This is a genomic window from Sphingomicrobium nitratireducens, assembly GCF_026157035.1.
GTDB lineage: Bacteria > Pseudomonadota > Alphaproteobacteria > Sphingomonadales > Sphingomonadaceae > Sphingomicrobium > Sphingomicrobium nitratireducens.
In genome coordinates this window covers 341,411-354,428 of the sequence record NZ_JANJZA010000001.1, presented here as the reverse complement: position 1 = coordinate 354,428, position 13,018 = coordinate 341,411, and the positions used below count along the sequence as shown (strand labels likewise).

Genomic DNA, 13,018 nt, shown 5'->3' with positions numbered 1-13,018 from the left:
TTAGACACTTAAACCACGTTAGTCGGCGAGGGCGCGGACCGCGGCGAGGGTACGTGCGACATGCTCGGCATAATCCATCTGCGAATGCACCATGACGATCGTGCCGTCGGTATCGATCACATAGGAGGTGCGGTCGGACATCGGCGTCACCGTATCAACGACCGGCATCGCGACGTCATAGGCCTTGACCATCGACGGGGTGGCGCGGGCCATGGGGACGACCGAGCGGCAAACCTCGGTCGAGAATTTCTCGAGCGTTTCGAGATCGTCGGTCGACAGGCCGACCACCCGCGCGCCCGCCTTGCGGAAGTCGGGCATCGCGTCGGCGAACGCCTTGCTCTCCAGCGTGCAGCCCTTGGTGAAGGCCTTGGGGAAGAAATAGAGCACCAGCGGTCCGTGCTGCAGCTGTTCGGAAAGGTGCAGGCGGAAGGTCTTGCCGCCGACCGCGCCCATCGTCTTAAAGTCGGGCGCCTTGCTGCCCTGCGGAAGTTCGGCCGCGGCCGGGGCGGCGATGGACAGCGACAAAAGGGCAGCAACGAGAAAACGCGGACCGGACATGACGAGGCTCCTACCAGGCTTCACGATGATAGGCGCGCGGCGCGCTTTGTCACGCCGGACTTTCGGGCGGCTCCGGATCGTCGGGAAACAGCGCCCGCTCGGGGTGCCGCGGTTTCAGCGTGCGGAAGAAGGCGATCATTTTCGCCAGGTCGGCCTCGTAGTTGCCGCTGGGATGGATGACCGGCCCGATCACCCCGCGGCGGCGTTCGTAGTCCGGCCCAACGCACACGATCGGCACGCCTGCCGCCTCGGCGATGCGATAGAAGCCGCTTTTCCAGTGGCGCGTGGGCGAGCGCGTCCCCTCGATCGCGACGACCAGCGCGAACTCGTCATGGGCGGCGAACTGGTCGGCCATCTGCGCCACCATGTCCTTGCGCGCCGAGCGGTCGACCGGCACGCCGCCGAGCCCGCACATGAACTGCTTCATCGGCCAGCGGAACAGCGTGTTCTTGCCCATGAATCGCGGGCGGATTCCGAGCTCGTCGGTTACGCCGAGAAACACGATGAAGTCCCAGTTCGACGTGTGCGAGGCACCCGCGAGAACGAACTTGCGAATGTCCGGAAGGCTGCCGTCGATGGACCAGCCGCGCAGGCGGTAGAGCCCGATCAGCAGCCAGCGCACGAGCCGTGCGGCGAGGCTCAGGCGGGCATTCGGATCGCAGCGGATTTCCCCCATGGCCCACCCTTCGGCGCTCGGCACGCAATTGGCAAGCCCGGCAGCCGTGTCAGGGTGCCGCCGGGCGAACGAGGCGTGACGTGCCGTGCAGGTACGCCTGTCCGCCGACCAGGCTGTAGACCGGGGCAAAGCGGGCGTTCGCGGCGGCGCTCCGCACCCGCCCGTCGTCATCGAGCAACTGCCACCCGCCCCCGCTCCGCACGGCGGCGATGGCATGATCGCCGCGCACCGCATCGGTGCCGACGACGAGCGCGAGCCGATCGTGGGAAAAGCCGAGGCTGGCCAGCGACGCGAGCTTGAGGATGGCGATGTCCTCGCAATCGCCCGCACGCCTGGCGAGGGTTTCGCGGGGCGACGCCCAACGGTCGCTCGACGCATAGAGTTGCGCATCGCTGCGCCACGCGATCATTTCCCCAATCACGGCCTGCACGTAGGCAAGCTGGCGCGCTTCGGTCAGGCCCTCGACCGGCTGGACAAGGCGCGCGACGCGCGCATCGGTTGCGATCATCGCCTCGAACGATCGCCCGCGATCGGCGATCGCTCCGCGCTCGATGGCGAGCCCGGCGCCGAACGGCAGGTCGACGGGCGCCGCGTGCGCCTTGGCCGCCACGGTGCCGATCGTCATGGCCAGAAGAAGCAGCCCCAGGACGAGGCGCTGCATTGCGCAACCCACGAAATATTACTCGAATTCCCCGCGACGTCAGGACGATGCCGCCTCCCGCGCCGCATCAGTCCCGCCGGGTCGACTCGGCGCAAGCCGCTGGTAAACGGGAGTTTTCCTGTTGGCGGCGAAGTGAGGGTCAGGCGCGGCGAGCCGAGCTGTCCGTCATGATTTCCTGCTGTGCCAAGAGAGGGATCAGCCGGTCCACGGCCTGTGCCGCCTCGCGGGCCGCCGCCATCAGGTTGGCCTCGAACTGGTCGACGCTGTCGTGATCGACCTCGTCGCTGACCGAGCGCACCCCCGCCCATGGCAGGCCGTGCATCGTCGCCACCTGAGCGACCGCGCCGGTTTCCATGTCGATCAGTTCGGCATCGAGGAGCGCGCCGAGTTTGAGCGCATAGTCGCGATTTTCGATGAAGCGGTCGCCGGTCAGAATACGGCATTGCGGGAGGTTCAGACCCGGATCGGGAATCGCGCGGTACGGATCGAGCCTGGGCGGGCCGAACGGTAGGCTGCCGGCGCGAAAGCGGGCGAACCCGTCGCTGCGTTCAGCTCCATAGTCGTGCTGGAGGGCTTCGGTCAGCCAGTGCGCACCGCGCGGTCCGGCCGCGATGCGGCCCGCCACGCCCATGCTCACGAGCAGGACGCAACCGTTCATGATCAGCCAGGAGGCGGCCATCGCCGCGTTGACCTTGCCGATCCCTGCGCAAGCGACGGCGAAGTCCTCGCCGTGGCGGCAGTAGAAGGGGCAGTCGCCCTCGATCGCGCCCGTGCCGGGCCGGAAGGCGTCCGCCTCCTCCATCAAGCCGGTGATGATCCCCACCCTTTGTCTTGTCTGGGACACGGGAGGTTCCTTGAAATCGGCCATCGCGGCCGAGTTTAGCCGAGCATCAGCCGAAAATCGACGGGATCAGCCAGACGAGCGACATGGCGATGACAATGAGGACGAGCGAGACGCCGAGGACCCAGCGCATCACGTGCGGCTTGCTGCCACCGGTGGCCTCTTCCTCGTTGAGATGGACTTCATCGCCGATTTTTTCCATGCGGCCGTTCCTGCCTTTCCTGCCTCGTCCAACCTACGGGAGCGGGCATAGGTTGCAGCAGAAACCGCGCATTCGCGCCCGTCAAGACCAAAGTCCGTATCCCGACACAGGAAGGCGCGAGCGCGGGGGCTATATTTCCGCGCAAGCCCCGCATAATGTCGCCGGCGTGACAGTGCGCAACCATCGACGGGGGGGCTGACCGGTGATCGCGCTTCCCAGCCTTCATGCCGCGCTCGCCATGCTCGTGGCGGTCGGGATGTTCGTCGCCTTCGCGTCCAACCGGTTCCGCGTGGAAATCGTCTCGCTAATGACGATCGGCGCGATCGCGCTGATGCTCTACCTCGTGCCTCTACCCGGCACCGCCCCCAAGGACGGGCTCGAGATCGCGTTCGGCGGATTCGGCCATACCGCGCTCATCACCATCTCCGCACTGATGGTGATGGGGAGGGGCCTCGTCGTCACCGGCGCGCTCCAGCCGGCCGCGCGCGCGCTCGCGGGAATCTGGAGGATCGGCCATCATCTGGGCCTCCTCGTCACGCTGGGCCTCGCCATGGCGGCGAGCATGGTCGTCAACGACACGCCGGTCCTCGTGCTCCTGATCCCGATCATGGTCCAGCTCGCCCAGCAGGGCGCGATGCCGGCGTCCAAGACGCTGATCCCGCTCAACGCCGCCATCCTCATCGGCGGCATGGCGACCACCATCGGCACCTCGACCAACCTGCTGGTGGTGGCGATCGCGGCCGACCTCGGCCTGCCCGAACTGCCCATCTTCCACTTCACCCCGATTGTGCTGATGGCGGCGCTCGTCTGCCTGCCCTACATCTGGCTGGTGATGCCGCGGCTTTTGCCCGACAACAGCGTCGAGGCCGGCCATGAGCCCCGCCGGTTCATCGCGACGCTCAGGGTCGGCACGTCGAGTTCCTATCTCGGCGCACCGGCGGAAGAACTGACGGACAAGCTTCCCGAACAGTTCGATTTCCTCAGCCCGCCCGACGCGCTGCAGCCGGGCGCGCGGATCCCGGTCTTCGCGACCCCCGACGCGCTGCGCGAGGGCGCACGCAAGCTCGGCGCGACCGCGGCGCCGCGCTGGCTGGTCGACCGCCTCCACAAGGAAAGCGCCAAGTCGGGCGAGGACCTGATCGAGGCCGAGATGGCAGTGTCGGGCGACAGCCGCCTGGTCGGACGCACGCTCCAGACCGCGGGCATCAAGGGCGTCGCGGTGATGGGCGTCGCGCAGGCACCGAGCCGCGGCTTCGCGCCCCCGCGCGAGATGAGCGCCGAGGCACGGCTCGCCGAAGGCGACATCCTGCTCGTGCTCGGTCGCGAGCGCGCCCTGCAGGAATTCGCGCAGGGCGAAACGCTGCTCCTGCTCGACGGCGCCAAGCCGCTGCCGCGCACGTCCAAGGCGCTCACCGCGATCGCGATCATGGGAACCGCAGTGCTGCTCGCCTCGCTGGGCATTGTGCCGATCGCCATCTCCGCGCTGGCGGGCGCGGTCGCCATGTTCATCACCGGCTGCGTCCATTTCGAGAAAGTGGGAAGGGCGCTTTCGGCCAAGGTGATCGTGCTGGTCGCCGCGTCGATCGCGATCGGGCGACTGATCCTGGATTCGGGCGCGGCGCAATATCTCGGCACGTCGCTCGCGGCCGGCATGGAAGGCCTCGCGCCCTCGATCGTGCTCGCGCTGATCATGCTGTTCGTGACGTTGCTCACCAACTTCGCTTCGAACGCGACCGCGGCCGCGGTGGGCACGCCGATCGCCTTCAGTCTGGCGGGACAGTTGGGATTGCCGGTGGAGCCGCTGGTGCTGGCCGTGCTGTTCGGCTGCAACCTGTGCTACGCGACGCCGATTGCCTACCAGACCAACATGCTGATCATGGCCGAAGGCGATTACGAATTTAAGGATTATCTGAAGACGGGGATTCCGCTCGTCTTCCTGATGGTGGTCAGCCTGTCGGTGATCCTGTCGCTGACCTACGGGCTCTGACGAGGACCCGGTAAAGCGAGGCCCGCCCCTTCGCGATGAAGGCGCGGGCCTGCCGAGCGTGGCCTCAGGCGGCGTCCGCCAGCAGGCCGGTCAGGATGTAGAAGACGATGACGATACCACCGGTCAGCAGCGTCGCGCCGACGAGGCCGAGGCGGATGAGGAGCGCGTCGACGCCGGTGTAATCGGCAAGACCCGCAGCGACACCCATGATCTTGGCTTCGCTCTTCTTGACCAGGAATTTGTTGGCCATGGAGTTCTCTTTCGGTTCGAGTGAGTGGATTTACGCGATCGGCAGCGGGCTGATGGCAGCACTCACGAAGAGGGCGGCGGAGATCAGCGAGAGCGCGATCGAGGCGATGGCATTCTGTTTGTCGAGCGAGAGTTGCATTGTTCTGTTTCCCTTTTTGCGAGCCCACCATTGGGCTCGCCTTAACCAATGCACAAGCCGTGCCAATTTTAAAAAGCCATGTTTTTCAATGCTTGAGACGCTGCGCGTCGAAGAGTTGGTGGGATTTCCCGCCGATCGATAGGGATATTTCCCAACGCCGCGCGTGCATCTTGCCGCCTCGTTCACCAATCCCTACTTCGCCCCCATGCGACGGGGCGGCCCTTCCAGCGTGAAAGACACCAAGGAGCGCGGAAGCTTCGCCATCCTGTGGCGATTCCTCCCGATGCTGTGGCCAAAGGACGCACCCGCATTGCGCGCACGCGTGGTAGCGGCCTTGCTCCTCGTGCTGGTGGGCAAGGCGGCGATCCTCACCATGCCTTTCTTCTACAAGGGCGTTGTCGACGGCATGTCGGTCGAGCGCGAGGCATTCGCGATCGTGGGCGGGCTGGTGCTGGCCTATGCCGGGATGCGCTTCGGCTCGGTCCTGGCTGACAATCTGCGCAACGCCTTGTTCGAACGCGTCGGGCAGGATGCCGCGCGGCGGCTGGCCCAACGCCTGTTCCGCCATATTCATGCGCTGTCGCTGCGCTTCCACCTCGAGCGGCGCACCGGCAGCCTCACGCGCATCGTCGAGCGCGGCACCAAGAGCATCGATTCGATGCTCTACTTCCTCCTCTTCAACATCGCTCCCACCGCGATCGAGCTGACCGCGATCTGCGTGATCTTCTTCGTCAAGTTCGGTGCGGGAATGGTGCTGGCGACGCTGGCGATGGTGGTTGGCTACATCTTCTTCACGTGGAAAGTGACCGAGTGGCGGGTCGCGATCCGGCGCACGATGAACGACGAGGACAATGTCGCCACCCAGCGCGCGGTCGACAGCCTCCTGAATTACGAGACGGTCAAATATTTCGGCGCCGAAGAGCGCGAGGCGAAACAGTACGACCGCGCGGTGGCGAGCTTCACCGACGCTGCGGTCAAGAACGAGACCAGCCTCGCCTGGCTCAATGTCGGCCAGTCGCTGATCACCAACCTGATGATGGCGGGCGCGATGGGCTTTACCGTCTGGGGCTGGAGCGTCGGGCGCTTCACCCCGGGCGACGTGGTGCTGGTCAACGCGCTCTTGATGCAACTCTTCCGCCCGCTCGACATGCTCGGCTGGGTCTACCGCTCGATCAAGCAGGGGCTGATCGACATGGAGCAGATGTTCGAACTGCTCGATACGCCTGCCGAGATCGTCGATGCAGCCGATGCGCAACCGCTTCTCGTCACCGACGGCGCAGTGCGGTTCGAGAATGTGCGCTTCGCCTACGAGGACGGGCGCGAGATCCTCAAGGGCCTCGACCTCGCTGTCCCCGCAGGCACCAGCCTCGCGGTGGTCGGCCCGTCGGGCGCGGGCAAGTCGACCCTCGCGCGGCTACTCTACCGCTTTTACGATCCCACTTCCGGCCACATTGCGATCGACGGGCAGGACATCGCCGGCGTTACGCAGGCGAGCCTGCGCGAGGCGATCGGGATCGTCCCGCAGGACACCGTGCTGTTCAACGATACGATCGGCTACAATATCGGCTACGGGCGCGAGGCCGCGACGCCCGACGTGATCGAGGACGCCGCGAAGGGCGCCGCGATCGACGGCTTCATCGCGCAGCTTCCCGAGGGTTACGACACCAAGGTCGGCGAGCGCGGGCTGAAGCTGTCCGGCGGCGAGAAGCAGCGCGTCGCGATCGCGCGCACGCTGGTCAAGGACCCGCCGATCCTGATCCTCGACGAGGCGACCAGCGCGCTCGACAGCCGCACTGAGGAGGCAATCCAGTCGACCCTCGACCGGGTGATGAAGAAGCGCACGTCGATGGTCATCGCGCACCGCCTGTCGACCATCACCGGTGCCGACAGCATCGTCGTCCTCGACGAAGGCCGCGTCGCCGAGCAGGGCACGCACGACCAGCTGCTCGCCAAGGGCGGACTCTACGCCGAACTATGGGCGCGACAGGCCGCCGAGCGTGCGCTCGAGGACGCAGCAGAGTAGCTACGCGGCCGCGGTCGCCCAGCCCAATGCGGGGATCGCAATCGAGCGCTTGCCGCCGAGATCGGTGCGCGTGACGATGAGGTCGCGGCTTTCGATGTAGCTCAGCAGGCGGCGCGCGCGGCCGAGGCTGGCAGTGCCGTAGCTCGTCGCGATATCCTCGTCGCTGGGACAGGGCGCGCCGTCGCGGGCCGCGCGGGCGACCAGTAGGAACGGGCCGAGCATGTCTTCGGGCAAGTCCTCGGCGGCCTCCAAGGCGGCGCCCCATTCCTCGTCGAGCGCACAGAAGATGCCGGCGCGCGCGGCGGACAGGCGGCGGGTAAAGCCGGGCAGGTCGAGCGGCGGCTTGGATACGCCTGCCATGCGGCAGCGGACCGAGAAATCCTGGTAGAGCAGGCTCGCCGAGCGCCCCGCGCTTTCCTCGTCCTCGACGATCGCTTCGAGCACGGCGGCGATCACCCCCTCGATCTCGGCGGGGTCGCGTTCCGCGGCCGCTGGCTCGTCGTCGCGCTTGGCCTGCACCGAGGCGGCGAGCGCTTCCATCATCGTCTCGGACGGCAACGGCTTGGGTTCGGGCCTGGGCGGCGGCGCGGGGACCGGCGCGTCCTCGAGCCCGTCGAACAATAGCGCTTCGACATCCTCGGGCGCCGCCTCGGGAAGCGGCACGAGCTTGGGCGTGCCTTCGCGCGGGCCGGTTTCGACCGAGCCGATCATGACCTTCAAGGGGCGGCGCGAGACGGCCGGGCCGAGTCCGAGGAATTGGCCGCGCTCAAGGTCGCGGATCTGCTCCGCCTGGCGCCGCTCCATGCCGAGCAGGTCGGCCGCGCGCGCCATGTCGATGTCGAGGAAGGTGCGGCCCATCAGGAAGTTGGACGCTTCGGCGGCCACGTTCTTGGCAAGCTTGGCGAGGCGCTGGGTGGCGATGATCCCGGCGAGCCCGCGCTTGCGGCCCCGGCACATCAGGTTGGTCATTGCCGACAGGCTCGCGCGGCGCACTTCCTCGGGCACTTCGCCGCCGCCGGTGGGGGCGAACATCTGCGCTTCGTCGACCACCACCAGCGCGGGATACCAATGTTCGCGCTTCGCATCGAACAGGGCGTTGAGGAAGGCGGCGGCGCAGCGCATCTGCCCGTCCGTCTCGAGCCCTTCGAGGCTGAGCACGACCGACAGGCGGTGTTCGCGGATGCGGCCCGCGAGCTTGGCGATCTCGGTCTCGCTGTGCGCGGCAGCCTCGATCGCGACGTGACCGTATTTGTCGGCGAGCGTGACGAATTCGCCCTCGGGATCGACGATGACCTGCTGCACCTGCCCCGCACTCCTTTCGAGCAGGCGGCGCAACAGGTGCGACTTTCCGCTCCCCGAATTGCCCTGGACGAGCAGGCGGGTCGCAAGCAGTTCTTCGAGATCGAGGTGGACGGGCTTCGAAAGGGGATCGAGGCCCATGTCGACGGAAACGGTCATCGCGGCCGACTGTGGCAGCGAGGGGACTCGGCGCGCAAGGGCGGATCGCGTGGGTCCTGCGCTTTAGGCGCGCAGGCGTGTCACGCGTGCATCAATTCAGGCGGTCACCTTGGCGGCATAGCGCGCAGGGCTGCCCTCGGGGCGGCATTCGGCAACGATGCGGTCGTCGCCCAGCGCCTCGAGGATTTCGCCGCGCGAGGCCATGCAGCTCTGCTCGCTCGCATAGGCGGCAGGAAGTGTGGTGATCGGCTCGCAGGTCGCGCCGCCGTCGACGCAGCCCAGCAGCACCATCACGAAGGGAATCGCATCCATCTGATCGTCTCTTGTTTCCAGTGCGGATCACCCGCCTTGGCTCCGGTCCCTATGGCGCTTCTGTTACGTCTTGATGGCACCGCCCGTCATGGCTTGCCGGGCGGGCGCGCTTCGCCCATTGAAGGAGCCCGTGCGCGACATTCACAGCCTCCTCCATGACGTCTTCGGCTTCTCTTCCTTCCGCGGGGTGCAGGAAGACGTCGTCGCGCGCACGATGGACGGGCACGACACGCTTGCGGTGATGCCGACGGGGGCGGGCAAATCGCTTTGCTACCAGCTCCCCGCGATCGCGCTCGACGGCACGGCGATCGTCATCTCGCCGCTGATCGCGCTGATGCAGGACCAGGTCCGCTCGGCGCGTGCCAACGGCATTCGCGCCGCCTCGCTGACCAGCATGACCGAGGACTGGCGCGCGGTGCAGGACGCCTTCCGGCAGGGCGAACTCGACCTTCTCTACGTCGCCCCCGAACGCGCCACGACCGACGGGTTCGGGCGGCTGCTCGAGGAAGGGCGCATCGCGCTGTTTGCGATCGACGAGGCGCATTGCGTGTCCGAATGGGGACACGACTTCCGCCCCGACTATCGCCTGCTGCGTCCGCTGCTCGATCATTTCGGCGCGCCGCGCCTCGCCCTGACCGCCACTGCCGACAAGCGCACCCGCATCGACATTTGCGACCAGCTCGGGATCGAGCGCGAGGGGATGATCGTCGCGGGCTTCGACCGGCCCAACATCCGCTACCACGTCGTCCCGCGCCAGGGACTGCCCTCGCAGCTGAAGCGGCTGGTCGCGGCGCACGAGGGACCGGGTATCGTCTATTGCCCGAGCCGCGCGCAGACCGAGCGCGTCGCCGAGCAATTGCGCGAAAGCGGGCGGCCGAGCGCGGCCTACCATGCCGGGCTCGACAAGAATGTGCGCGAGGGCAACCAGGAGCATTTCGTCGAAAGCGAGGAGATGGTGATCGCGGCCACGGTCGCGTTCGGCATGGGGATCGACAAGCCCGACGTGCGCTTCATCGCCCATGCCGGCGTGCCCAAGTCGATCGAGGCCTATTATCAGGAGACCGGACGCGCGGGACGCGACGGCGATCCGGCCGAGGCATGGCTGTTCTGGGGCGCCGAGGATTTCGCGCGCGCCCGCCGCCGCATCGAGACCGAGGTCGAACCCGAACGCCGCAATGCCGAGCGCGAGCGGCTCAACGCGCTGGCGGCGTTCGTCGAGGCGGCGACCTGCCGCCGCGCCATCCTGCTCAGGCATTTCGGGGAAGATCCGCCCGAGACGTGCGGCAATTGCGACAATTGCCTCGCCCCGCCCGAGACGATCGACGTCAGCGTGGTCGCGCAGAAGATCCTGTCGGCGGCGTTCCGCACCGAGATGCGCTTCGGCATCGCCTATCTAGCGCAGGTGCTGGGCGGCGACGATAACGAGAAGGTGCGCATGAACGGGCACCACGCGATCTCGGTGTTCGGCATCATGGACGCGGACGAGTTGAAGCTGGTGCGGCCGGTGGCGCGGGCACTGATCGCGCGCGACGCGCTGCGCGCCGACGATTTCGGTGGCCTCTCGTTCGGCCCCGCTGCCAAGGCGATCCTCAAGGGCGAGGAACAGATGGTCATCGCGCGGCCCCCGGCACGCGCCTCGCGGCGGCGTTCGCGCGACAGGGCAGACTATCCGCACGACCCGAAATTCGAGGCATTGCGCGAATGGCGGCGACAATTGGCGAAGGAAGAGGGCGTCCCGCCCTACGTCATTTTCCACGATTCCACGCTGCGCGCGGTCGCCGCGATGCAACCCGACAGCCTGTCCGCGCTTTCCACCATCGACGGGATCGGCGAAAAGAAACTCGAACGCTTCGGCCCCTCGCTGCTCAAGGCCGTGGAGGAACTGGCATGTTGAACCTCAAACCCCTCAACGATCGCATCGCGGTCGCACCGCAAATCGCGCCCGAGGACATGAAGGCGCTGGCCGAACAGGGCTATACGCTGGTCATCAACAACCGTCCCGATGGCGAGGAGCCCGGCCAGCCGACCAGTGCCGAGATGAAGGCTGCCGCGCAGGCCGCGGGGCTGACCTATGCACACGTCCCGGTCGAACGCGGGATCGGGCCGAGCGATGTCGCCGACATGCAGGAAGCGCTCGCGCAATGCAGTTCGGGCAAGACGCTCGCCTTCTGCCGCTCGGGTACGCGCTCAACCATGTTGTGGGCCGTGGCGCGCGCCGACAAAGGCGACGACCGCGCCGAGCTCGAACGTTGCGCCGAAAGCGCGGGCTACAGCCTCGCGCCGGTCAGTCACCTTCTCTGAGGATCGCGGCCGCCTCGTCGGCCTCGCTGTCATCGACCATCAGGCGGACCGCGACCAGTCCGCCCCCGCCGAACACATTGTTCATGCCGTCGTCCATGAGGAAGGCGGCGATGCCTTCGTTCGCGAGCGCGAGGCGCGCGAGGTCGGCCTCGACCCGGGTGGGAAAGCGCGCCAGCTCGACGAGGCTCATCCCGCGTCGGTGCCGCCCACGGTGAGCGCGTCGACCAGCATGGTCGGCTGGCCCACGCCTGCGGGGACCGATTGGCCGCCCTTCCCGCACATGCCGACGCCCTCGTCGAGGGCCATGTCGTTGCCGATGCCCGAGACGCGGGTGAGCACGGTCGGACCGTCGCCGATCAGGGTCGCACCCTTTACGGGATCGCCGATCTTTCCGTTCTTCACTCGGTATGCCTCGGTGCAGGAGAAGACGAACTTCCCACTGGTGATATCGACCTGCCCGCCGCCGAAGCTCTTGGCGTAGATGCCGTCCTTGACGCGGCTGACCAGTTCTTCCGGATCGTCCTCGCCGCCCAGCATGAAGGTGTTGGTCATGCGCGGCATGGGCGCGTGCGCATAGGATTCGCGTCGCCCGTTGCCCGTCGGCTCCATGCCCATCAGGCGCGCGTTGAGCCGGTCCTGCAGATAGCCCTTGAGGATGCCGTCTTCGATCAGCACCGTGCGGCTCGTCGGCGTGCCTTCGTCGTCGATCGACAGCGAGCCGCGACGATCGTCGATCGAGCCTTCGTCGATCACGGTCACGCCGGGCGCGGCGACGCGCTCGCCCATGCGGCCCGAAAAGGCGCTGGTGCCCTTGCGGTTGAAGTCGCCTTCGAGCCCGTGCCCGACCGCCTCGTGGAGGAGGACGCCGCACCAGCCCGGCCCCAAGGCGACCTGCATCTCGCCCGCGGGCGCCGCGACCGCGCGCATATTGACGTCGGCCTGTCGCACCGCCTCGTCGACCATGCGATTCCATGCCTTGGGATCGAACAGGCGATCGTAGAGATAGCGGCCGCCGAACCCGTGACTGCCGGTTTCGCGGCGCTCGCCATCCTTCATCACGACCTGGCAGTTGAGCCGCACGAGCGGGCGAATGTCGGTGGCGACGAACCCGTCGGCGCGCACGATCTCGACCACGCTCCAACTGCCCGACAGCGACACGGCGACCTGGTCGATGCGCGGATCGCGGGCGCGCGCGGCGGCCTCGATCTCCTGGCACAAAGCGACCTTCTTCGCGAAGGGCACGAGGCTCATCGGGTCACCGTCGGTGTAGAGCGCGCGGTTGGTATACTGCGGCGCGGGCGACCCGCCCCGGTTCGAGGGATCGAGCAACTGCAGCGTAGCGGCAGCGCGGTCGATCGCCGCGGCGCTGATCTCGTTGGCGTGGGCGAAAGCAGTGGTCTCGCCCGACACGCCGCGCAGCCCGAAGCCGCTGCCGGTCGAATAGTCGGCGGTCTTCAGGCGGCCGTCGTCGAAGACGAACTGCTCGCCGGCCGAATATTGTAGATAGAGTTCGCCATCGTCATGGGCTGCAAGGTGCCGACGGGCGAGCGAGATCGCGGTGTCGGGATCGAGCATCCCGTCGCGATAGAGGAAGGAGCGCGGGTCCATCCC

General features: G+C 67.2%; 14 protein-coding genes. 4 read left to right on the top strand and 10 right to left on the bottom strand.

Annotated features, from left to right (window positions below; all coding sequences use genetic code 11):
• Positions 1–18: 18 nt before the first annotated feature.
• The 5 genes from NNY25_RS01780 to NNY25_RS01760 form a co-directional block, all read right to left on the bottom strand.
• Complete coding sequence (locus tag NNY25_RS01780) at positions 19–558, bottom strand: peroxiredoxin (RefSeq protein ID WP_265569640.1); 540 nt, start codon at positions 556–558, stop codon at positions 19–21.
• Between the two features lie 49 nt (positions 559–607).
• Complete coding sequence (locus NNY25_RS01775) at positions 608–1,234, bottom strand: lysophospholipid acyltransferase family protein (protein ID WP_265569639.1); 627 nt, start codon at positions 1,232–1,234, stop codon at positions 608–610.
• Between the two features lie 49 nt (positions 1,235–1,283).
• Positions 1,284–1,895, bottom strand: a complete 612-nt coding sequence (locus NNY25_RS01770) for a transglutaminase-like cysteine peptidase (protein WP_265569638.1) — start codon at positions 1,893–1,895, stop codon at positions 1,284–1,286.
• 139 nt (positions 1,896–2,034) lie between these two features.
• Positions 2,035–2,739, bottom strand: a complete 705-nt coding sequence (locus NNY25_RS01765) for a 5'-methylthioadenosine/S-adenosylhomocysteine nucleosidase (RefSeq protein WP_265569637.1) — start codon at positions 2,737–2,739, stop codon at positions 2,035–2,037.
• A 46-nt stretch (positions 2,740–2,785) separates the two neighbouring features.
• Positions 2,786–2,938 (bottom strand): hypothetical protein, encoded by a 153-nt coding sequence (locus tag NNY25_RS01760; protein WP_265569636.1) that lies wholly within the window; start codon positions 2,936–2,938, stop codon positions 2,786–2,788.
• 202 nt (positions 2,939–3,140) lie between these two features.
• Here NNY25_RS01760 and NNY25_RS01755 point away from each other — a divergent pair, with 202 nt between their 5' ends.
• Positions 3,141–4,925: an SLC13 family permease gene (locus NNY25_RS01755; RefSeq protein WP_265569635.1), complete on the top strand. Its 1,785-nt coding sequence runs from the start codon at positions 3,141–3,143 to the stop codon at positions 4,923–4,925.
• 64 nt (positions 4,926–4,989) lie between these two features.
• On the opposite strand, the gene NNY25_RS01750 is transcribed toward NNY25_RS01755, so the two are convergent.
• Positions 4,990–5,175, bottom strand: coding sequence for a PspC domain-containing protein (locus NNY25_RS01750; RefSeq protein ID WP_265569634.1), 186 nt, complete (start codon positions 5,173–5,175; stop codon positions 4,990–4,992).
• Positions 5,176–5,518: 343 nt separating this feature from the next.
• Between NNY25_RS01750 and NNY25_RS01745 the strand changes: the two genes are divergently transcribed.
• Positions 5,519–7,336 (top strand): ABCB family ABC transporter ATP-binding protein/permease, encoded by a 1,818-nt coding sequence (locus tag NNY25_RS01745; protein WP_265569633.1) that lies wholly within the window; start codon positions 5,519–5,521, stop codon positions 7,334–7,336.
• Here NNY25_RS01745 and NNY25_RS01740 read toward each other — a convergent pair whose 3' ends face one another.
• Both NNY25_RS01740 and NNY25_RS01735 read right to left on the bottom strand, forming a co-directional pair.
• Positions 7,337–8,794: an AAA family ATPase gene (locus NNY25_RS01740; protein WP_265569632.1), complete on the bottom strand. Its 1,458-nt coding sequence runs from the start codon at positions 8,792–8,794 to the stop codon at positions 7,337–7,339.
• Positions 8,795–8,890: 96 nt separating this feature from the next.
• Positions 8,891–9,106 carry a hypothetical protein gene (locus NNY25_RS01735; protein WP_265569631.1) on the bottom strand — a complete coding sequence of 72 codons (216 nt, stop codon included), beginning with the start codon at positions 9,104–9,106 and terminating at the stop codon, positions 8,891–8,893.
• Positions 9,107–9,236: 130 nt separating this feature from the next.
• On the opposite strand from NNY25_RS01735, the gene recQ reads away from it, so the two are divergent.
• Both recQ and NNY25_RS01725 read left to right on the top strand, forming a co-directional pair.
• Positions 9,237–11,000: a DNA helicase RecQ gene (gene recQ, locus NNY25_RS01730; RefSeq protein WP_265569630.1), complete on the top strand. Its 1,764-nt coding sequence runs from the start codon at positions 9,237–9,239 to the stop codon at positions 10,998–11,000.
• Positions 10,994–11,407 (top strand): protein tyrosine phosphatase family protein, encoded by a 414-nt coding sequence (locus NNY25_RS01725; RefSeq protein WP_265569629.1) that lies wholly within the window; start codon positions 10,994–10,996, stop codon positions 11,405–11,407. The genes recQ and NNY25_RS01725 overlap by 7 nt, the downstream gene beginning before the upstream one ends.
• Here NNY25_RS01725 and NNY25_RS01720 read toward each other — a convergent pair.
• Together NNY25_RS01720 and tldD are read right to left on the bottom strand one after the other, a co-directional pair.
• The gene (locus NNY25_RS01720) at positions 11,391–11,597 is read right to left on the bottom strand and encodes a putative signal transducing protein (RefSeq protein WP_265569628.1); all 207 of its coding nucleotides are present in this window, start codon (positions 11,595–11,597) and stop codon (positions 11,391–11,393) included. The genes NNY25_RS01725 and NNY25_RS01720 overlap by 17 nt on opposite strands.
• On the bottom strand, positions 11,594–13,015 hold the full coding sequence (gene tldD / locus NNY25_RS01715; protein ID WP_265569627.1) for a metalloprotease TldD: 1,422 nt from the start codon (positions 13,013–13,015) through the stop codon (positions 11,594–11,596). The genes NNY25_RS01720 and tldD overlap by 4 nt, the downstream gene beginning before the upstream one ends.
• Positions 13,016–13,018: the final 3 nt, after the last annotated feature.

What these genes read in the sequence shown, in the direction of transcription:
- NNY25_RS01750 (WP_265569634.1), bottom strand. Translation starts at nt 5,175, where the DNA reads ATGGCCAACAAATTCCTGGTCAAGAAGAGCGAAGCCAAGATCATGGGT.
- tldD (WP_265569627.1), bottom strand. Translation starts at nt 13,015, where the DNA reads ATGGACCCGCGCTCCTTCCTCTATCGCGACGGGATGCTCGATCCCGAC.
- NNY25_RS01775 (WP_265569639.1), bottom strand. Translation starts at nt 1,234, where the DNA reads ATGGGGGAAATCCGCTGCGATCCGAATGCCCGCCTGAGCCTCGCCGCA.
- NNY25_RS01740 (WP_265569632.1), bottom strand. Translation starts at nt 8,794, where the DNA reads ATGACCGTTTCCGTCGACATGGGCCTCGATCCCCTTTCGAAGCCCGTC.
- NNY25_RS01745 (WP_265569633.1), top strand. Translation starts at nt 5,519, where the DNA reads ATGCGACGGGGCGGCCCTTCCAGCGTGAAAGACACCAAGGAGCGCGGA.
- NNY25_RS01770 (WP_265569638.1), bottom strand. Translation starts at nt 1,895, where the DNA reads ATGCAGCGCCTCGTCCTGGGGCTGCTTCTTCTGGCCATGACGATCGGC.
- NNY25_RS01720 (WP_265569628.1), bottom strand. Translation starts at nt 11,597, where the DNA reads ATGAGCCTCGTCGAGCTGGCGCGCTTTCCCACCCGGGTCGAGGCCGAC.
- NNY25_RS01735 (WP_265569631.1), bottom strand. Translation starts at nt 9,106, where the DNA reads ATGGATGCGATTCCCTTCGTGATGGTGCTGCTGGGCTGCGTCGACGGC.
- NNY25_RS01760 (WP_265569636.1), bottom strand. Translation starts at nt 2,938, where the DNA reads ATGGAAAAAATCGGCGATGAAGTCCATCTCAACGAGGAAGAGGCCACC.
- NNY25_RS01725 (WP_265569629.1), top strand. Translation starts at nt 10,994, where the DNA reads ATGTTGAACCTCAAACCCCTCAACGATCGCATCGCGGTCGCACCGCAA.
- NNY25_RS01780 (WP_265569640.1), bottom strand. Translation starts at nt 558, where the DNA reads ATGTCCGGTCCGCGTTTTCTCGTTGCTGCCCTTTTGTCGCTGTCCATC.